Below are 18,432 nucleotides of genomic sequence, written 5' to 3'. Positions count from 1 at the left end.
GAGATACCTTATTTAAAGGTGTATTCGCGGCAAGATCACATTGCAGTGTCTTTGAAACCGAACTTGCCGTTATTGTTCTTCCATTTGTCTTTGCTCGGTATTGGCTCGATGACGTCCCAATGCTCGACAATCTTGTCATGCTCTACACGGAACAGATCGTAGAAGGAGACGTGTTGGCCGCCAAAGCTTCCCTCACTGATGCTGAGTACGAAGTTCCCCTCACCCAACACTATATGGTTCTTGGTATAGGCCATCTTGATGCCCTGCTTAGCCATCTCCTCCAGCGCTTTACCGAGTCCGCTCAGACCGTCGGCGATAGCCGTATTGTGTTGAATATAGTTGGCCTCACCCTTATCGATAAAACGTCCAAGCTGAGCGAACTCTCCTTTAACCAGAATGGTGTCGACGAAGTCGGCGACTAACGCCTTATTCTGTTGGGTCTTAGCTAAGTCTATGGCTTGGGTTGGGCCATCGAGTTGAGTGTGACCACTTGGGTTCGGTGCCGCTTTTTCTGCCAGATTGTCCCAGTGTTCTACGATCAAGCCATCTTCGAAGCGGAACAGATCGAAGCCGACTTTTGGACCAAAGAAGTTATAATCAGTATGGGTAAATACATAGTCGCCATCCTGAAAGGCGCGTTTAATATCTACCTTGGCGCTACCTTTCGGAAGTGCCTGGAGCAGCGCCCCGAACCCTGCTAAGCCATCGGCTACAGCCAGATTATGTTGGATATACTTGTCTGGATGGACATAAGCCACGGCTTCTCTGTCGCCGGTTTCTATGCTGTTAAGCAGGGCAACAGCCTTGCCTTTGTTAGATAGGCTAATGGTCTTCTCCTCAACAGAAACCGGACTGGAACAGGCCGCGCAAACCAGGACCGTCGTGGCCAATGCCGCAGAAATACTTTTCTTCATCATAATTACCTCTCGTTGGTGTGAGGTAATTATGATGAAAGTGGGCATGGCTTACATGGTCAGAGCTGGCCTTAAAATGGTCAATTACGAACCTTTAAACTGTTTCTGAAAGCGAGAAGGGGTGAGCAGGGTATGCTTTTTAAAGTACTTCACGAAATTACTGGCGTCCTCGAAGCCGAACTCATAGGCAAGCTGCTGAGTGGGCAAACCATCAAGGATAAGGCGCCGTTTGGCCTCTAATATTGTATGAGCGTCGATAAGTTGTTTAGCTGTCTGGCTGGTGGCCATCTTGCAGATCTGATTCAGGGTCTTATAGGTAGTATGCAGCCTATCTGCGTAGTAGATGGCATCTCGGGTGCGTTGGAAATTATGTTCGAGTAGCTCGATAAAACCGGTGAATTTAGCCTGCTGATCTTTGCTTAATCTATCATGTTGGTTCTCAGGCATGACCCGGTGCAACATCAGCGACAGTGAAGAGAAGAGGAACATGACGATTAAAGGGTTAGATTGAGGGTGCATCAGCTCTTTATTGATCTCAGCCAGTAATTTCTTACTACTGCTCATGACCTCTGAATTCGGAAAGAAAACCGGTTGGTAGGAGTAGGCCAGATGTGTCGGTGTGAAGTCAGACAGCCTCATATTCATCAACGCCTGATCAATAAATGCCTGGGTGAATATCAGTAGCTTACCTTTCGGTTTATGACTGAAGTCAAAGGCGTGAACCTGATTTTTTTGAATAAAGATAAATGCGCCGGACTGGTAGGGGTAATTAACAAAATCGATCAGGTGGCTACCTTCTCCCTCTTCGATATAGATCAGGTTGTTGAAGTGTACTCTGTGAGGCACTCCGGGGTGATGAGAGTGGCTATATTCCCGTCCATAGAGCTCCTCTAAGTCGATGACCTCAATTTCGCGGTTGTCCGTTTTCCTATGGTTAAAGCTAACTTCCGGGATCTTCATTTCGAAACAACGACTCCTGTAACATGCTGATTATCTTGATGTCTAATGTTTTCTCTTACGAGTTGTCTTTAAGCGTTAAAACCAACGACCAGATAAAACGTGAGTGAAAGTAAAGCCACAGCCAAAGTATAGGGTAACTGAGTCACAAAGTGCCGCTGTGGCGGACAATCGGCAGCCGTTGAGGCCACTATGACAGAGTCTGAAATGGGTGAGCTTTGATCGCCAAACACCGCGCCGGAGATCACCGCCGCTATCGCTACGGGTACAGAAATATCGACACCCACGGCGAGGGGAATAATAATCGGCGTCATTATGCTCACGGTGGCACCGGAGCTGCCGGTAGAAAACGAGATTAAGATACAGATAATAAAGATGGAAGCAGGAACCAGCCATAAAGGTAACTCGCCGGAGACAAAGCCTGCTATGTATTTTCCGGTTCCGAGTTGCCCGGTAATATTACTCAATGAAAAGGCCAAAACCAGAATGATAACCGCCGGTAGTGTCTGCTTCATCCCCTGTATACACCATTGAATGTATTGATCCATCTTAACCTTACAGAGACTAAAATAGATGCCCGTGCCGATAAGAGAGATAAAGCCGCTCCAATAGATTGCCGAACTGATATCACCCGCCAGAATATTGCCCTTACCCGTTACTAAACTGATGACAAAAATTGAGCCCAGCAAGATGACAACAGGCAGTAACATTGCCCATATTCCTGTACTTGGTTGATGAGCTAACTGATCGATGGACTGATTATCGGACATAGAGTTAGAAGCTGAATCTGTCTTTTTTGCTTCGCTTAACTCAGTGGCTGTGAAATCGGATTTCTTATATGCCAATATCGGCACTAAGGCCAGTATTGCTATGCAGTAGACTTGGTAAGGTAATGCCGCAAAGATATAGATAATTGGCTTATCGGTTAAGGTGCCGTTTTCCACCTGAGCACCGATTAAGCTGATAAGAAAAACACCTGTGCCACTGAAGGGCATTAGCCAGGCCAAGGGAGCTCCGGTGCTATTGGCCACAAATGCCAGCTTTTCACGGGAGATATTAAATTTATTGAATAGTGGTCGCCCGATGAGACCCACTAACATCATAGAGCCCACCCCTTCCAGACACATCAAGAATCCAAAAGCGAAGGTGACAAGTTGAGCCCTCGGCTTGGAGTTTACCAGATGGTATTTGTGGGATACTTGATAGATAAGGGCATCGATACCGCCTGATTGCCTCATGACATTGATGATGGCGCCAATTATCAGGATAAAGATCAGGCTCTTCACCGAGCTTGATGATTGAAACGTATCGGCTATGGCGTTAAAACTGTTTGCTACACCGAGTAAAAAATTATTCGACAGCAGGATTGAGCCTGCCATGATACCGGCAAAAATGGCCACATAGACCTGTCTTGTGGTAATGGCGAGTAATATCGCGATACAGGGAGGGAGTAAGGTAAGCCAAGTATTCATAAGAGGGTTAGTATCATTACATCATGTGTGCAGGTAAGTATTAAGCCGATCGCATCAAGTAGTCTGGCTGAACGTCAGTTCGATACCCGCGATAATTGAAAAGGAGATAATCAGTAGGTTATCTCTTTTTCGTTTAAATTAATTTGATCTGTTACTCTTCGAAGACAAACTTTGCATTCTTTAATGCATCTTGCGGACGTTTACATACGTAGTCTGGATAGAGCTCACTGGCACGTAGAGTCTGGTCTGTGAATGCGGCAAGCTTATCGATGACATAGATGACATAGTTGATCCCCCAACGCTCCTTGTCTGTTTCAGCTCCTTTCTTGGCGGTTATCTCATCCCCCGAGCTCTCTTTCTGCTCGATGATGTACTCAGTAGAGAAGTGTTCATATTCAAACGGAGTGTCTGGCCAGTTATTTTTGAGCTGGGTCAACATCTCATTCTGAGTCAGCGCGTTGTAATCCAGCTGAACACATCTATTTACGGTGCGGTCATCGGTTACGGCCATGGCGGCGAGGTAACCAATATCTGCAATATCGTGGGTATAGATAGGAATATCCAGGTCACCGAATGTAGTGATCTTGCTGAAAAATCGTAAATTTGGCATAAAATAGTCGAAGATGCCGCCGTTGTAAAAAATGGTCCAGTCTAAGCTTGAATTCATGAGTAGATCATGGAAGCGCTTCTTCTGATCGAAGATCTCACCATCTCCCATCTCCAGTGCCTGAGTATGGGCGCCAAACTCGGTGGGGACAAATCGTTTTACGCCGGCTTTAACCGCCGCCTCAAGCCAGAGAGGTTCAAACTTCTGGATGATCTCCTTCGAGCCGGGCACGCTGGCGACAAAGGTATCCACACCTCGAAGGGCTTTTGTCAGTGCATTGACATTTTTCATATCCGGACACTCGACAAGTGTTGCCCCCAAGGTTTCGAACTCAGTTAATTTAGCCTCATTATGCGTGTTACGGGCGCGAAATATGATGGTGACCTTATGTCCTAATGAGAGTAAACCCTTAGTTAATGGCGTACCTACCTGACCAGCAGCACCAATGACTGCTACATGTTTTTTGTTCATATAAAGCTCCTTTCGGCTTAGCAGGATGACATTTGATAATGGGGAGGAGTATTGAAGCGGCAATAAGTGTTCGAATCATACTCAGCTTTTTCCTGACTCTAATGTTAATCAAGCCTGAGTGGCATTACATGGTCATACCTGGACTAAAAATGGTTAATATCGAACCTAAATCCTATTAATGAACTTTTATCGCCCACATTGCTATGCCGGATCCCCCTATTCGGGCTTGAAGAGATTAAGGTGATTAAATTGCCTGAGGTGGCTTTGGGAGCCAAAACGCTGAATGGAAAGGAAGAGTAGGGAGGGAGGCCTGCCACATTCAGGATGGGGCCGAATGTCTATTGCTTCCCGTACTGCGATTCGTGGGAGCTACCGTTTCCACTGCCTGAGTTCGATAATCAGTCCGTCAGGATCTCGTATCTCTGCGCGATAGGAGTCGCCTAAATCGACAGGCTCGACGGCTAGCGGTATACCTTTAGCCTTGAGGTAGTTGACCGCCTTCGTCATATCGTCAACCTCAAGCGCTATGGCGCGATAACCAACCTGCCAAGCGGCCTCCGATTTTTGTTCAGGAGTCTGGGTAGAGATGATCTCAACGACAGTGTCGCCCAACTCCAGAAAAATGACCTCCTGCATGGGGGCCATATCTACTTTTGTTCGACTCTTAATCTTGAAACCCAGAATATTAACGAAGAAACCTATGGTGACGTGGGGGTCTCGGGGAACAATTTCTACGTGGTCGACTCTCTTGAAAATCATGTTAACGCCTTTTCACTCTATGGATTCATGTTCAATTTTTAATTGCAATCGGTATAAGTGCTGAGGAACTCAGCGAAAAGGGATTTTATCGGTAGTGAATTAGGTGGAAAAGTAAAAAAAAGCGGTGAATTTATTCTAATAAATCGAATGCTTGCAGGTTTTTAAAACAAGGGACTATTAGCCAATCGGTGGGGATTGAGCCTTTTTGTTACAAATGGAATGAAACTAAACGTAATAAACCTAACCGCTGCTCTTTCTATTTAACTGTAACCAGCAGTGCAGCCACCCTCCAAATCAGGTGACAACTGTGCAATCGGTTACCTGTGATAGGGCGTGCTCATATCCCACTTGGATAGCGGGCACAGAAGGCAGACGATTACCTACCTTCAAAGAGCGGGCGTCCTCTTATGGCGCCAATGAAATTAAAGGATGCAAATATGAACATTCTCATAAGCAAAAGATATCTATTGGCAGGCGTGCTAATTGCGTTGGCCAGTACTTATGTTTCGGCCAGAGGTGGCGGGCAAGGTTTTGGCGGCTTTAATGCAATCACTAAGGCTCAACTCGAGGCAACCTGGAATGGTCAAGCCGGTCCGCAGCATACGGCGGTAAGAGGCGTTAGGGTGCAGTGGTATGCAGATGCGTGCGGAGTGGTCAACGGGCACACTAAGGATGCCAAAGAGTGCATGAATAATACAAAAAAGGCTAAATAGGCTCGCTACGCTTCGAGTTACGAGAGCGGGAACAAGTTCCCTGCGAGTGCGTCAACAAGTTGTCTGCGAGGAAAGGAGACTGCTTGTTCTCGAAGGCCTAAGGCCGGACTCGAACCTCGTAGCTCGAACCTTAAGTCCTATAAAGAATCTTAATCACATGCCAGCCGAACTTTGTCTTTACAAGATGCGGAGTGATTAACTCGCCGGTGAAGCAGACTTTGTCGAATTGAGGCACCATCTGTCCCTTCTTGAATTCACCCAGGCTGCCGCCCTTCTTACCCGATGGGCAGGTGGAGTGCTTCTTGGCCAGCATGTCAAACTTAGCACCTTTATTCAGTTGCTTAATGATATCTTCGGCCAGCTCTTTATGTTTGACTAATATGTGCAGTGCAGCAGCGGTTCTTGCCATCTATCTTAACTCTCATCGTGTATTCAATAAACTGACTCAGCTGGTCAGTCAGACTCGTTAGGTGAATTATACTCGTTTATGGGCGAGTAATACTACCGACTCATAACCAGCTTTCTCCCCGACCGAAGCGATAGACCAACTGCCCTACGGCCAGGTTATCCCAACTGGATAGCTTAGCGCTATAGAAGTGACGCCAATCCAGTTGCAGTGCCCAGTTGGGAGACAAGCGGTAGTGCAGGCCCGCTCCGCCATTGACCTGAAAGGCTTTCTTCTCCTTGTCCAACTCTATCAAGGATTCGCCGATACCAAATGTCAGGTAGGGTCTCAGTGTATTTTGGCCATTGAAGTAGTACTGGCCGTCAAAGCTATAGTTCTCGAAGGTGGTGCTTTGTCCCGTTCGCTTGTCGTTTAATTTTCCGCGGGCATAGCTTAGCCTGGTCGAAAAACTGCGGGAAAAATAGAGCCCCACACTAGCACTGGGTGCCCAGCCACTCTCAAGGTTCCACACCTCTCCCGGTGACATATAACTGCTACCAATAGATATTCCAACGATGCCAAAGTCGACCGGGTCTTCGACTGAGCTGGCCTTGTTGTTAGCGCTCTGGTGACGACTGACACCTTCGTTGGCTTTACCCGCACCTATGGCGTATTGCACCTGAAATTGCACCTGTTTATCGATGCGGCCATTATCCAGAGGTACCTCTGTCATTGAGAGATAACCTGTACCGGCTTTGACAACATCGTCACCAAACAGGGTGTTGACTCCTCGTCCCAGTGAGTCGATTGGGTCTAAGAAAAACAGTGCCGTATCTCCCCAACCCTCAGATCCCCATACTGTTCCTCCGCGTTGGCGGATCTCTCGCTCTTTATTGAAGGCCCATTCTCCATAAACCCAGCCAAGTACCGGAGTCACGACCAGATCCTGGATCGATGGCACTTCGGCAAAGGCTTCGACACCATACTCCCAATAAAAGGTCGACATCATGAAGGAGTACATGAAGGCATCCCACTGGCGATAACCTGATTTTCTAGCGGTCTGGTAATAGACGCCGCCAAAGTAGGGATGACCTATGTAATTGATGGCAAAATTGTCTCTGTCCCATACCGGGCCGCTGCTTACATTGTCCCACCATTTTTTGTGCAACTTCTCACCACTCTTGTCCCAGTTGGTGATGGAGGAAGGGAGCAGGGCAAGAAAACCGGCGAAACCTACGCCGTAAGCGGCGACGGATTTTGTCTGAGACCACAGACGTGCACTATCTTCACCATGTTCGGCACTGAACAGCGATACGTTATAAGGCTGGTCATATACCGAGGGGGCTCTGATGGTATCTTCCCAGCTGCTGTTGGTGATTGAGGGACGATATATCTCTGCGGTTTCATCGCTCTCACCTGTTGCATGTACAAGACCGCTGGAAGCAGCCAGAGCAACGGCTAAGGAGATAGATTTGTAGCAGGAGGTTGGGAGATATTTCATTAAACCCTCTCATGTGTACGGCGCCGCAGCGGGCTCTTAAAGCACTATTTCTTTATGAGTTTAGTTACTTAAATGACTTTTGGAAAATTAGCATCAATATTGGTATATGATTATATTTCTGTTAATATCGAAATATGATTTTGTATAAGTATGGGCAGAGTGCGTGATGGATATTGAAGTGGTTGCTAAGGCGTTGAAGGAGTTGGGTCATACAACTCGATTAACCATCTATAAGCGAGTGGTGCGCGCGGGTTTTCAGGGACTTGCGGTAGGCAGCTTGCAAGAGCAGCTCAAGATCCCGGGTTCAACCTTATCACACCATATCTCGAGTCTGGTTTCTGCCGGACTCATCTCCCAGCGACGTGAAGGCAGAACCCTATTTTGTGTCGCCGAGTTTGATAAGCTCGAGGGCGTGATTGGTTTCCTGCAGGATGAATGTTGTATCGACGAGGAGTGTGCGCCTAAGTTATCCACTCAAAAGTCTTAGCGACGCATGAGTTATAGCCCATTCATTTTTATCCCCACAATAGTTCGCAGCCCTCAGGGGCTGCTTGTCTGTCACACATAAGTCTGTGCCATATCATTTTTCACTTCAACAAGCCGGGCTTTATCCGAACAGCTTGGTAGTAATCTGCTGTTTTATACTGCCTATTTTGATGAGTTGATTCATTTTGGCTTCGTCTGTTAGCAAGTTAGTTTGAGCATTTATTTCGAAGATTCTGGAAATATGGTTGACATGAGCCGTTAAAAAGTTATTATTTCGATATTGTTCGAAATGATGTTCTCTCACAGAATTGCTGAGTTACCTGGTTATAAGGGATATCGACAGTTTGAATGAGGGGAAAATTAAATAAATTGGAAGCGATTATGAGTCCTGAAATATTAACCATGGCCCGTGAGGCCGCAGATATGTTTGCCTTTCTGGCAACCGAACTGATCATCCTTTTTCTTGTCATCAGCTACTTTGTTGGTGTACTGCAGGAATTTATTACCCCGGAAAAAATTCAATCTATTTTGAGTTCCCGTAACGGCAAAGGCTACGTGATTGCGGCGCTGCTGGGGGCGATCACACCATTTTGCTCCTGCTCAACTATTCCGTTCCTCAAAGGCTTACTGAGAGCCAGAGCGGGATTCGGCCCTATGATGGTGTTCCTGTTCTCCAGCCCGCTGTTGAATCCGGTGATTATCGGCCTGTTTGTGGTGACTTTCGGCATCAAGGTAGCGCTGTTCTACTTCACCATAGCTCTGGTTGTAGCGGTTACCGCAGGCTTTGTATTGGAGAAGTTGGGCTTCGAGCGTTATGTTCGCCCTGAAGCTTATGAAGCAAGCGATACATCAAGCTGTGCAGCCACGTGTAGCGATACGAAAACAGCAGCAGAAACTAGCGAGTCGAATTGCTGTGATAGCCAAGCAAAGACTGCAGCTCAACCTGTAACAAGCTGCGGCGCAGCACCTGCTCCTGTATTAGCAATGGAAGCGAGTGGCTGTGGAGCAACCGCATCAGTTTCCTCTTGTGATACCGACTCATCATGCGGAACTGCAAACACTAAGGCTGGAACTGCAGAGAATCGATGGATGCGGATCTGGCGCTCGACCTGGAAAGATTTTAAGCAGGTATTTCCCTATCTGTTGCTGGGTATCACCTTAGGTTCGTTTATCTATGGTTTTATCCCGACAGAATTGATAGCTAAATATGCGGGTGAAGGGATGTGGTATGCGATCCCTGTGGCGGCAATTATCGGTATACCGCTCTATATCCGAGCCGAAGCTGTGATCCCGTTGAGTGCGGCGCTGGTTCAAAAAGGGATGGCGCTGGGTTCTGTGATGGCACTGATCATAGGCAGCGCGGGTGCGAGTCTGACCGAAGTGATTTTACTTAAATCGATCTTTAAGAATCAGATGATCGCCGCTTTTCTTACCGTGATCTTGGGCATGGCTATCGGCGCAGGCTATCTATATAGCTATATGTTCTAGTTCAGGCTTGCCTGTACATGAAGAGAAAAGCCCGCTGATGCGGGCTTTCTGTTATCTAAACAAAGTTAAAACCGGGTTTAACTCTTTACCTTCCAGTTAACCTCTTCACCGGCGAAGAGAGGCTGTTGGGACCCTAGGTTTTTCTTTGACTTGGATGATGGCATGTTGGTCGTTGTTTTCACTATTGCCTTCTCCGTTTTATTTGCCTTGTCCGATTAGGTTGGAACCAGATCGAGGTCACATACTTTTTTAATACAATACATATACTAACCGAATCATCCAGAGTTATTAACTTGGTTAACCGTATTCTTACAAAGGTCGGCCACTTTCAACATGTCAATCACGAGTACTATATGACTATCTCTATGGGAAAAAGTTATCTAGGCGCATTCATTTTTGCATCTCTGTTAATTCCGCTAATATCTCAGGCATCAGAGGAATTTAATTACCAGGACTTTGCTGATTCGTTTTCGACTATAGAGACCATCGCAGGCAAAGGGGATGATGGCGATAAGTATCATAATGGTTGGCAGGCTAGTTTTGAAAACAGACCGGCTAAGCGGTCTGAACTGTCGAGGCCACACCAAGCGATAGCGGATTCAGATGGCAATATATTTATTGTCGATAAAGATGCCCACGCAATAAGAAAAATCGACTCTAATGGAATGATTTCAACTTATGTCGGAACCAATGAGTCTGGTTTAAACGGTGATGGTTTGTATCGAACCGAAACCCAGCTTTCATTCCCTAACGGTATCTGGTTAACGTCTAATGAAACGCTTTTCATATTAGACACTGGGAATGACATGGTCAGGAAGGTGAGTCATGATGGGGCTGTAACCACCTTGTTTACTGATGAAAAGGGAATTGAAACTGGCCGAGGAGTGTGGGTCAGTGATGATGAATCCACAGCTTACTACTCCTCAGGTTCAGAGTTGAAAATGTGGCATCAAGACTCGGGAGTTCGAGTCCTCGCCGATGGATTCGATGAGCTGGCTAATCTTGCTGTGAATGCTGTAGGCGAACTCTTCGTCACTGACCGGGATGCGAGTCTGGTCTACAAGATCTCCAATAATGGTGAAAAAGAAATTGTCGCCGGAACAGGTAAACGCACGGGTTGCGGTGATGGCTGCTTAGCGACAGAAACCGCCTTAAATCAAGTACGGGGGATATGGTTTCACCCTAACGGAGGTTACTTCTTAGCGACCCATAAGGGAGGACAGATCTGGTTTGTTGACCCTGATGGGATCATACATCTGTTTGTCGATGGCGGTAAAAACGATCAGCATTCGGGGGATCGCCGCGCCTATAATTCTCCCGGAAAAAAAATCAGTGAACCAAGAGCTATATCAATTGATCATGAGGGTAATCTGTTAATAACAGAGAGCGATTATGGTTTTATCAGAAGGGTAAAGCGGGATATAAAAGCAGACAAGAAGTAAGAGTTTTCAGTTGAAATTATTTCTCTTAGTTTCAACCTCTTAATACGTTTGTTTTGTTGTGGTATTTGGTGAAGCTGGCGGCTCTTATTCTGGTCTTATTAAGGAGTTGCTTGGACTCTTTTATGTCGCTTAAATGCAGAAATAAGAAAGCCCGCATTAGCGGGCTTTATGTTTTATGAAACCTTGTTGCTATCTAAAGCACAGCTAAAACAGGGATTAGCTCTTCACCTTCCAGTTAATCTCTTCACCGGCGAAGAAAGGCACTATGGGGTTACCGTTTGGCAAGATTATCTCACTCGGAACTGTCCACTTCTCTTTGACTAAGGTGACGGTACCAGTGTTTCTTGGCAGGCCGTAGAAATCCGGGCCATGAGTACTGGCAAAGCCTTCAAGCTTGTCGATGATACCCAGGTCATCGAACACCTGAGCGTAAAGTTCCAGTGCACTCCAGGCGCTGTAACAGCCGGCGCAGCCGCAGGCCGACTCTTTACGGTGTTTTTCGTGTGGCGCCGAATCTGTGCCTAAGAAGAATTTACTCGAACCGGTTGCTATTGCTGCGCGCAATGCTTCCTGGTGAATGTTGCGTTTAAGAACCGGCAAACAGAAGTTGTGCGGGCGCACGCCGCCAACCAAGAGATCGTTACGGTTAAGTAGCAAATGTTGAGGCGTGATGGTTGCAGCCACATTGTCTGATGCAGACATCACGAACTCGGCAGCTTCTTTAGTGGTGATATGCTCGAATACCACTTTAAGCGTTGGGAAAGCGTCGACGATACGCCTTAGGTTTCGTTCGATAAACTGTTCTTCACGATCGAAGATGTCGATATGAGACTCGGTCACTTCACCGTGCACCAAAAGCAGCATGCCGATTTCAGCCATCTGTTCAAAAACAGGGAAGAGTGCATCGAGTGCCTTTACTGCGGCATCTGAGTTGGTGGTCGCGCCAGCAGGGTAAAGCTTAGCCGCAACGACACCCGCCGCCTTGGCATCTATGATGTCCTGCTTAGTGGTGTCATTGGTCAGGAAGATAGTCATAAGGGGTTCGAAATCAGAGCCCTCTGGACGCGCGGCCAAAATACGCTCACGGTATGCATTTACCATCTTTGCATCGGTTACCGGTGGCAACAGGTTTGGCATGACGATAGCACGTTGGAAGAGTCTGGCCGTGGCAGGTACAGTTTCTTGTAACATATCACCATCACGGAAGTGAAGGTGCCAATCGTCGGGAGTAAGTAGGGTGATCTGCGTCATTTGGGGTTCCTAAGGGTTTACGATAAGCATATGCTCGCTTATTTCTGCGCCATATTATGCCTGAAATCGGCTTTTTTTGATAGGTGAGTTTGAGCTATATCAAGATGATTCCTTCAGCTTCCGCTATGGGAGAGCCAGGGAGTCGGTTCACTGCCTAACCTTTTTTGAACTACACTGGAGGTGTAATACCAATTGCATTAAATAATTAACCAATTCAGAGTCCCCCAGGATTTTCAATTCAAGGCGCATTGATGAGGAAATGGTTATTCCCTTTTAAGTCAATGCAAAGCAGAAGTGGGAAGCCTGGGGGACTCACGTAGTGCGAGCTTCAAAGCCCTTTATGCTGCACTGGATGCTTTCGATATAGAATAACTATTAGCTTCAATCATCCTACTTGCCTAAAGAGCTTTGAATTCTCGCTGAATGGTCAGGTACTTAATGCAATTGGTATAAGCCAAGGGTCCTCACGATGCGCCGATTATTTAAGTTTCTATTGCTACTGTTATTTCTTCCCTCTCTTTTCGTGTTCGCGCAAAGCAGACCCCTGAAGATCCTCTCTCACGATCGCCCCCCTTTTCATTTTGCTGACAGCCAGGGCAAGGTCGTGGGAATTTGCGTCGACATTATCGATACAATCTTTGGTGAGATGGAGCTTGAGTATCAGGTGGTCGATCTAAAATGGGCCAGGGTCTGGTATAAGGTTGAAAACGGGGAGGGTGAGGCGGCATTTTCCACATCCAGAAAGCAGCCGAGGGAACCCTATCTTTATTACCCGGAGACAGACATGTGGCGTTCCGATTTTGTCTTTTTTGTTCAGAGTGTGAATAAGCATCTGACACCCAACGGCAGTTATGAGGAGGTGGCGAGCTCCGGTGGCAAAGTTGGGGTCTGGCGAGGAGCATCCTATGATGATGCTTTTTGGAAAACCTTCCCGTATAAGGATGGCACGACAACATATTCTCCAAACCTTAAGAAGCATGACTTGTACAACGAGCAGTTGTTTATTGTTAAGGGCCCAAGCCATGCATTAAAAATGCTGGGACGTGGAAGGGTCTCTTTTTTCATTGAAGACCGAATTGCCGGGCAATATTTAGTTAATAAGAATAACCTGCAAGCAAGCGTCGCCCCCTACGAGCAGTCGGTTTTCTCAAAAGGTTATCCGATGCCATTCATTAAAAACTCCGATTACCCCGAACTGAAGCAGATCAGCGAAGAGTTTGAGAGGCGATTGATCATATTGAAAAATGATGGCCGTTATGAGGCTATTCTAAATCGCTGGCTCAATGAGTAATTTATAGCTTTAGCTAAAGCGCTTGTCACCAAAGCAGTTATTGGAGGCGGCCGAAGCTTCTTAATGGCCAGCAAGGCTAATACAGTAGATATATTCCCAGCTCTAGCGTCGTACTATCCCGCCTGATGAGGTGATACCTATGAGTTAAGAGGGCGCATTTGTTCCAGTGCTGTCATATAGAACTTAAGCGGGCCTTCAAGCAGTGGCTCAATCTCATGAGCATCATGGGCACAGTTTACAGCCAGTGCCAGCCCGTGAAGATAGTCGACCCAAAGATCCAGGCTATTCTTCAGTGTTGCGTCGGTTAAATTCAGCGGGGTTACCGCGACTTGAAAACGCTCGATGAAAACCGCAGCGGGCCCATCTGTTGTCATGGCTAACATGGTTTCCAGCAAGCCCGGGTATTGCTGTAGCAAACCGAGATAACTCAATGATAACTGTTTGAGTTCGGCTTGCCATTGCTGACTTGCCTCAGGCTGATAGATGGCTTCAATCAAAGAGAGTGTGATTGCTTCGAGTAGTGCATTCTTGTTTTCAAAGTAGTGATAGATGGCCATAGCATCTACTTGCAAACCGTTAGCAAGCTTACGAATACTGGGCACCTTTCCCTCTATGCACATTAACTCTTTTGCCTTGTCGACGATCACTTCGCGACTCAATTGTCCCGCCGATGCCATGGGACGGCCGCGTTTTCTTTCCTTGACAGACATTATCGATGCTCTTTAATATAATACGAATTCTACAGTGTAGAATATTCTAGACTATTGAGTCGAATAATCCAAGTCATAAAGCTTACTGAATCTGAATCGGTAACTCTATCCGGCTTGATAAAATTAGTGGAGAGAGTGATGAGTAACATAGTGTATATCGCGGCGAGTTTGGATGGTTATATCGCCGATAAAGCAGGAAGTGTGGACTGGTTACACTCAATTCCAAACCCTGAAGGTTCAGATATGGGCTTCGGTGAGTTTATCGCAAGAGTCGATGCCTTAGTTATGGGCCGCAATACCTTCGATATGGTGCTGAGTTTTGGGATTGATTGGCCTTACAGCAAACCTGTATTTGTGTTGAGCAGTACGTTGACTAAGGTCCCCGCAGGCTACGAAGATAAGGTGTTTTTGGTTAAAGGACCGCTCGATGAGGTGCTGGCCACACTGAGCCGGCAGGGATACAAAGATCTTTATATCGATGGTGGTATAACGATACAAAATTTTCTTAAAGCGGACCTTATCGATGAGATGATCATTACTACAATACCTGTGCTCTTAGGTGGAGGATTGCCTCTGTTTGGTGACTTAGTGACGCCGTTAAATTTCAAGCATGTGAAGTGCGAAAGGTTGCTCGATAATTTAGTCAAAAATCACTATCTGAGAGTACGTGATACAGATAACGGGAAATAAAGTGGCTTGAAGAGCAGCTTTGCCTCAGACTAGCACTCAGAGTCAGATTAGTTAGCGAAGAAGTACGAGTGTTAAAACATAGAGAGTATCGACGCCAGGGCCCCGATTACCGCTTCGGTGAGCAGGTGAGCTTTCATGATATCAAAGAGACCTTTGGGCTGAATCATATTCGGCTGGGTAGCTGGGTCGAGGAGGATGAGAAGGACAAAGCCGCCAATTTAATCTTCGATTCTCTGGCCGATTTAGCCTTTATTCTTAAACTGCCTCCTAAGGCCCTTGGTCTGAGACAGACACTCAACCTGGCTTTCGGGAGCGGTGGTCAACAGGGCGTGCAAGCTCATTATATGCCAGCAGGCCGGGAGCTTGCGCTGGCTAAGAATGCGGGAGCCGGAGCCTTGGCTCATGAGTTTTGGCACGCTTTCGACCATTATATTGCGTCTAAGGCTTTCAGTACGTCACCTAATGGTATCTCTTTTGCCAGCAGTAGCTGGCTGGCCGATGTGAGTGCTATCGAGCATCCATTGAACCGGCGTCTGGAGCAGGTCTTTGCGATAACTATGCTTAATGATGATGGTAAGGACTGCCATGACTTTGTCAGCCGCGCCATTGCATTAGATAAGCAGTATGGACGACAATATTTTTCTAAACCAACCGAACTGATGGCGCGTGCCTTTGAGGCATGTATCGAATCATCCGCCGAGATCAATAATCCCTATCTTGTCGCCGAGACATTAAGTTCATCTCTTGCCGATTCAGGTGGTTATCCGGATCTTGCACATAGAGAGCAAATTTTCACTGCGCTTATCGCATATTTTGAACCACTGGGCGAAGCCTTGGGCCGTGAAGGCTAAAGTCTAGAGAGATAAGTGTTGAAGGCGGATAAGTGGTGGCTTAGAGTGACTTATACAGGAATCAATCTAAGCCGCCTTTTTTAATAAGCAAGGGTGCCGCGGATCGGGTAGTCGTTATCCGGATCGCTTATCCACTCCAACCCCGAGACAAGAGCTTCAAGATCCGGGCGGCAGAAGGGGTTATTGGAGATATCGATGACCTGAATAACTCCTACCCGGTTAACCACAAAGAGTCCTGGCTCGGCAAAGTCATGGTCGGTCTCCTGTTCAGAGCGAGGAATAGAGATATATAGCCCGAGTTGTTGCATCTGTACTTGAGTCAGACCGTAAGCGATTGGGAAGCTGGTGGTTAACTTCTCTTTATGTGCTTCAAGCTGAGCCCTTGAGTCTGCCGAGACGGCAACAATATCGAGGCCGATTTTTAGCAAGCGAGTTTTAAACTCTTCCAGTCGATTCAGGAATTTTGTGCATAGGGGGCAATGCTGCCCGCGGTAGACCACCACCATTTGCCATATGGCGTCATGGTGAGTACGTCCCAACGCGATCGTATTGCCATCGAGTGTATTGGCGCTCATCGTAGGGAAGTTTGAACCTGCCGATAACTTTACTGAAACACTCATAATTTTTGTCCATTTTAAGATGGTGAATAGCGACTAAATTACAGCACAATATAATTTTAGCTCATTAATCATCTATTTGAAGGGATAAAGTTTAACCTGCTTTTTGAGGAGAAAGCAGAGCTTAACTTGAGGTCGCAACCGCGGATTATTGAATCATTGTCTTACGTTAGTGCACATTATCGAGTCGCATTGAATTGCGGATGCTCTAAGGTTAACCTATTTAAAATCAGTTACAGGTAACTTACCTATATATGTTCCTTCCTGTTCATATCCTATTTATTAAAGGCTTGTTATTTATCTGAGCTATTGGCAAACATAAGAACATGGCCTGATGACTCAGATCACAGCTTTGATATATCGGAGGCGATCTGTTCAGCAAGTATTCAGAAATTTTAAGTTTATTAAGTTTAAATTAATAATGATGCTTAACATGGTAAGTAATTGGCAAAGATAATCTTATCTTCGATTCTTTAAGGAATACTTATGAAATACCTGACTCTGTTAACTGCCCTTGTTTTTGCAGGTTCTGCCGCTGCGACAGATTGCTCCGATTGCCACGAAACAATCGATCTCACTGTGCATTTAGAAGCGGAAGCAACACTGGCTACCTGTAATGATTGTCACGATATGGGTAGTGCACATGAGGTCGATATGGAGCTTCATGAAGCAACACTGACTATGACAGAGTGTGCCGACTGTCACGGGATGTAATACCAGATTTTAACGTCCTCGGCCGCTCGTGCCGAGGACAAATTTCCTGCTTTCAACTTCTCTTCCCTGATATCTTTTTATGCTCGACCCTCGACCCTCGACCCTCGACCCTCGACCCTCGACCCTCGACCCTCGACCCTCGCTACCGGTTTACCTGTGCGCCTCGGTGATGAATTTTTCCAGAGATTGCTGTAGCCATTGAGGTGCGCTTACCTGACCTTCCTGATTGTGCTTTAACCATAAGTAGGTCGTTGGATAACTGAAGTTTTTCAGTATGTCTTTATCTTGTTGGTAATCCAGTATTTCGGCGTGGAGCCCTTTGATGTTCTGTAAAAAGTTAACCGCCGCCCTGACGCCGACAATGATGATTGCATTTGAGTTTAACAGGGTATTGGCGGCACTCCCCAGATCTGAAACTGTGGCAAATACCTCTAATTTCTTCCCCTGTCTCTTCGCATAGTTTACCAAGGGTGATTTATTGGCGGGGAAGGGCATGGTGATCAGCTTCACTATCGGGTAGTTAATCATCTCATCGATAACTGGGTTGTGCCAAATGGGGTGCCCTTCACGCGCAATTAAGTGCCCGCCTCTGTGTTGAATGATGGGTTTTGACAGTATTCCCTTTCTATCTGCCGGTTCGAAGCAGATAGCTGCGTCCAGGTCTCCATTTTGGAATTCTTCTATGCTGGATTTTGTCCAGGGACAGAGGGTGACATTTGTCTTGGTATTATTCTTTTCTGCAGCCTTAAGAATGGTTTGAGGTAAGTTGATTTCAAGTTGTGGCACTGTGGCAATAGTGAAACTTGGCTCGCGCTGGTGCTGAATATTGTTTAAGTATTGCTGTGCCTGAGTACTTGCCTTAAGCATCTCCTGCAACTGAGGGTAGAGGTTGTGAGCAAGCTCTGTGGCCTCGAGACGGTTATTCTGCCTGATAAACAGTGGATCTGAAAATGCCTTTCTCAGTGCATTTAGTTCGCGACTGACCTTGGGCTGTGACAGTGCTAAATGATCGGCTACATCAATTACTGCCTGCTTCAGATAGACTTGGCAAAATATTTCAATGCTTAGTAAGTTGAGATTCAGCAACTTATCTATGGACATTTATCTTTCCTT

General features: G+C 46.5%; 19 protein-coding genes. 8 read left to right on the top strand and 11 right to left on the bottom strand.

Annotated features, from left to right (window positions below):
- Positions 1 to 35: 35 nt before the first annotated feature.
- From EKG39_RS16940 to EKG39_RS16920, 5 genes are all read right to left on the bottom strand, one after another.
- Positions 36 to 914 carry a nuclear transport factor 2 family protein gene (locus EKG39_RS16940; protein ID WP_126507165.1) on the bottom strand — a complete coding sequence of 293 codons (879 nt, stop codon included), beginning with the start codon at positions 912 to 914 and terminating at the stop codon, positions 36 to 38.
- An 84-nt stretch (positions 915 to 998) separates the two neighbouring features.
- Complete coding sequence (locus EKG39_RS16935; RefSeq protein ID WP_126507164.1) at positions 999 to 1,874, bottom strand: AraC family transcriptional regulator; 876 nt, start codon at positions 1,872 to 1,874, stop codon at positions 999 to 1,001.
- A gap of 68 nt (positions 1,875 to 1,942) precedes the next feature.
- On the bottom strand, positions 1,943 to 3,343 hold the full coding sequence (locus tag EKG39_RS16930; RefSeq protein WP_126507163.1) for a Na+/H+ antiporter NhaC family protein: 1,401 nt from the start codon (positions 3,341 to 3,343) through the stop codon (positions 1,943 to 1,945).
- A gap of 151 nt (positions 3,344 to 3,494) precedes the next feature.
- Complete coding sequence (locus tag EKG39_RS16925) at positions 3,495 to 4,421, bottom strand: NmrA family NAD(P)-binding protein (RefSeq protein ID WP_126507162.1); 927 nt, start codon at positions 4,419 to 4,421, stop codon at positions 3,495 to 3,497.
- A gap of 369 nt (positions 4,422 to 4,790) precedes the next feature.
- Positions 4,791 to 5,180 (bottom strand): VOC family protein, encoded by a 390-nt coding sequence (locus EKG39_RS16920; RefSeq protein WP_126507161.1) that lies wholly within the window; start codon positions 5,178 to 5,180, stop codon positions 4,791 to 4,793.
- A 437-nt stretch (positions 5,181 to 5,617) separates the two neighbouring features.
- Here EKG39_RS16920 and EKG39_RS16915 point away from each other — a divergent pair, with 437 nt between their 5' ends.
- Positions 5,618 to 5,893 (top strand): hypothetical protein, encoded by a 276-nt coding sequence (locus EKG39_RS16915; protein WP_185817639.1) that lies wholly within the window; start codon positions 5,618 to 5,620, stop codon positions 5,891 to 5,893.
- Between the two features lie 130 nt (positions 5,894 to 6,023).
- Here the strand turns inward: EKG39_RS16915 and ppiC are convergent, their stop codons facing one another.
- On the bottom strand, positions 6,024 to 6,302 hold the full coding sequence (gene ppiC / locus EKG39_RS16910; RefSeq protein ID WP_126507160.1) for a peptidylprolyl isomerase PpiC: 279 nt from the start codon (positions 6,300 to 6,302) through the stop codon (positions 6,024 to 6,026).
- Positions 6,303 to 6,402: 100 nt separating this feature from the next.
- A complete protein-coding gene (locus tag EKG39_RS16905) occupies positions 6,403 to 7,779 on the bottom strand; it encodes a DUF3943 domain-containing protein (RefSeq protein ID WP_126507159.1) in 1,377 nt (458 codons plus the stop codon).
- A gap of 166 nt (positions 7,780 to 7,945) precedes the next feature.
- Here EKG39_RS16905 and EKG39_RS16900 point away from each other — a divergent pair, with 166 nt between their 5' ends.
- From EKG39_RS16900 to EKG39_RS16890, 3 genes are all read left to right on the top strand, one after another.
- On the top strand, positions 7,946 to 8,266 hold the full coding sequence (locus EKG39_RS16900; RefSeq protein ID WP_126507158.1) for an ArsR/SmtB family transcription factor: 321 nt from the start codon (positions 7,946 to 7,948) through the stop codon (positions 8,264 to 8,266).
- Between the two features lie 380 nt (positions 8,267 to 8,646).
- Positions 8,647 to 9,753: a permease gene (locus tag EKG39_RS16895; RefSeq protein WP_126507157.1), complete on the top strand. Its 1,107-nt coding sequence runs from the start codon at positions 8,647 to 8,649 to the stop codon at positions 9,751 to 9,753.
- A 353-nt stretch (positions 9,754 to 10,106) separates the two neighbouring features.
- A complete protein-coding gene (locus tag EKG39_RS16890) occupies positions 10,107 to 11,195 on the top strand; it encodes an NHL domain-containing protein (RefSeq protein WP_126507156.1) in 1,089 nt (362 codons plus the stop codon).
- 216 nt (positions 11,196 to 11,411) lie between these two features.
- On the opposite strand, the gene pyrC is transcribed toward EKG39_RS16890, so the two are convergent.
- Positions 11,412 to 12,446 (bottom strand): dihydroorotase, encoded by a 1,035-nt coding sequence (gene pyrC, locus EKG39_RS16885; RefSeq protein ID WP_126507155.1) that lies wholly within the window; start codon positions 12,444 to 12,446, stop codon positions 11,412 to 11,414.
- A 469-nt stretch (positions 12,447 to 12,915) separates the two neighbouring features.
- Here pyrC and EKG39_RS16880 point away from each other — a divergent pair, with 469 nt between their 5' ends.
- Positions 12,916 to 13,737 carry a substrate-binding periplasmic protein gene (locus EKG39_RS16880; RefSeq protein ID WP_126507154.1) on the top strand — a complete coding sequence of 274 codons (822 nt, stop codon included), beginning with the start codon at positions 12,916 to 12,918 and terminating at the stop codon, positions 13,735 to 13,737.
- A 137-nt stretch (positions 13,738 to 13,874) separates the two neighbouring features.
- Here the strand turns inward: EKG39_RS16880 and EKG39_RS16875 are convergent, their stop codons facing one another.
- A complete protein-coding gene (locus EKG39_RS16875) occupies positions 13,875 to 14,447 on the bottom strand; it encodes a TetR/AcrR family transcriptional regulator (protein WP_126507153.1) in 573 nt (190 codons plus the stop codon).
- A gap of 138 nt (positions 14,448 to 14,585) precedes the next feature.
- Here EKG39_RS16875 and EKG39_RS16870 point away from each other — a divergent pair, with 138 nt between their 5' ends.
- Both EKG39_RS16870 and EKG39_RS16865 read left to right on the top strand, forming a co-directional pair.
- A complete protein-coding gene (locus tag EKG39_RS16870) occupies positions 14,586 to 15,137 on the top strand; it encodes a dihydrofolate reductase family protein (protein ID WP_126507152.1) in 552 nt (183 codons plus the stop codon).
- A 68-nt stretch (positions 15,138 to 15,205) separates the two neighbouring features.
- Positions 15,206 to 15,988, top strand: a complete 783-nt coding sequence (locus EKG39_RS16865; protein WP_126507151.1) for a CLCA_X family protein — start codon at positions 15,206 to 15,208, stop codon at positions 15,986 to 15,988.
- Between the two features lie 80 nt (positions 15,989 to 16,068).
- Here the strand turns inward: EKG39_RS16865 and EKG39_RS16860 are convergent, their stop codons facing one another.
- Entirely contained in the window at positions 16,069 to 16,608 is a 540-nt protein-coding gene (locus EKG39_RS16860) for a redoxin domain-containing protein (protein ID WP_126507150.1), read from the bottom strand.
- 483 nt (positions 16,609 to 17,091) lie between these two features.
- Between EKG39_RS16860 and EKG39_RS16855 the strand changes: the two genes are divergently transcribed.
- Entirely contained in the window at positions 17,092 to 17,319 is a 228-nt protein-coding gene (locus EKG39_RS16855) for a hypothetical protein (RefSeq protein WP_126507149.1), read from the top strand.
- A 150-nt stretch (positions 17,320 to 17,469) separates the two neighbouring features.
- On the opposite strand, the gene EKG39_RS16850 is transcribed toward EKG39_RS16855, so the two are convergent.
- On the bottom strand, positions 17,470 to 18,420 hold the full coding sequence (locus EKG39_RS16850; protein ID WP_126507148.1) for a LysR family transcriptional regulator: 951 nt from the start codon (positions 18,418 to 18,420) through the stop codon (positions 17,470 to 17,472).
- Positions 18,421 to 18,432 lie beyond the last annotated feature (12 nt).

Source organism: Shewanella atlantica, assembly GCF_003966265.1.
Lineage (GTDB): Bacteria > Pseudomonadota > Gammaproteobacteria > Enterobacterales > Shewanellaceae > Shewanella > Shewanella atlantica.
This window is presented reverse-complemented; position numbering and strand designations above follow the sequence as displayed.

What these genes read in the sequence shown, in the direction of transcription:
- EKG39_RS16905 (WP_126507159.1), bottom strand. Translation starts at nt 7,779, where the DNA reads ATGAAATATCTCCCAACCTCCTGCTACAAATCTATCTCCTTAGCCGTT.
- EKG39_RS16930 (WP_126507163.1), bottom strand. Translation starts at nt 3,343, where the DNA reads ATGAATACTTGGCTTACCTTACTCCCTCCCTGTATCGCGATATTACTC.
- EKG39_RS16900 (WP_126507158.1), top strand. Translation starts at nt 7,946, where the DNA reads ATGGATATTGAAGTGGTTGCTAAGGCGTTGAAGGAGTTGGGTCATACA.
- EKG39_RS16855 (WP_126507149.1), top strand. Translation starts at nt 17,092, where the DNA reads ATGAAATACCTGACTCTGTTAACTGCCCTTGTTTTTGCAGGTTCTGCC.
- EKG39_RS16920 (WP_126507161.1), bottom strand. Translation starts at nt 5,180, where the DNA reads ATGATTTTCAAGAGAGTCGACCACGTAGAAATTGTTCCCCGAGACCCC.
- ppiC (WP_126507160.1), bottom strand. Translation starts at nt 6,302, where the DNA reads ATGGCAAGAACCGCTGCTGCACTGCACATATTAGTCAAACATAAAGAG.
- EKG39_RS16850 (WP_126507148.1), bottom strand. Translation starts at nt 18,420, where the DNA reads ATGTCCATAGATAAGTTGCTGAATCTCAACTTACTAAGCATTGAAATA.
- EKG39_RS16875 (WP_126507153.1), bottom strand. Translation starts at nt 14,447, where the DNA reads ATGTCTGTCAAGGAAAGAAAACGCGGCCGTCCCATGGCATCGGCGGGA.
- EKG39_RS16940 (WP_126507165.1), bottom strand. Translation starts at nt 914, where the DNA reads ATGAAGAAAAGTATTTCTGCGGCATTGGCCACGACGGTCCTGGTTTGC.
- EKG39_RS16895 (WP_126507157.1), top strand. Translation starts at nt 8,647, where the DNA reads ATGAGTCCTGAAATATTAACCATGGCCCGTGAGGCCGCAGATATGTTT.
- EKG39_RS16860 (WP_126507150.1), bottom strand. Translation starts at nt 16,608, where the DNA reads ATGAGTGTTTCAGTAAAGTTATCGGCAGGTTCAAACTTCCCTACGATG.
- EKG39_RS16935 (WP_126507164.1), bottom strand. Translation starts at nt 1,874, where the DNA reads ATGAAGATCCCGGAAGTTAGCTTTAACCATAGGAAAACGGACAACCGC.
- EKG39_RS16890 (WP_126507156.1), top strand. Translation starts at nt 10,107, where the DNA reads ATGACTATCTCTATGGGAAAAAGTTATCTAGGCGCATTCATTTTTGCA.
- pyrC (WP_126507155.1), bottom strand. Translation starts at nt 12,446, where the DNA reads ATGACGCAGATCACCCTACTTACTCCCGACGATTGGCACCTTCACTTC.
- EKG39_RS16915 (WP_185817639.1), top strand. Translation starts at nt 5,618, where the DNA reads ATGAACATTCTCATAAGCAAAAGATATCTATTGGCAGGCGTGCTAATT.
- EKG39_RS16870 (WP_126507152.1), top strand. Translation starts at nt 14,586, where the DNA reads ATGAGTAACATAGTGTATATCGCGGCGAGTTTGGATGGTTATATCGCC.
- EKG39_RS16925 (WP_126507162.1), bottom strand. Translation starts at nt 4,421, where the DNA reads ATGAACAAAAAACATGTAGCAGTCATTGGTGCTGCTGGTCAGGTAGGT.
- EKG39_RS16880 (WP_126507154.1), top strand. Translation starts at nt 12,916, where the DNA reads ATGCGCCGATTATTTAAGTTTCTATTGCTACTGTTATTTCTTCCCTCT.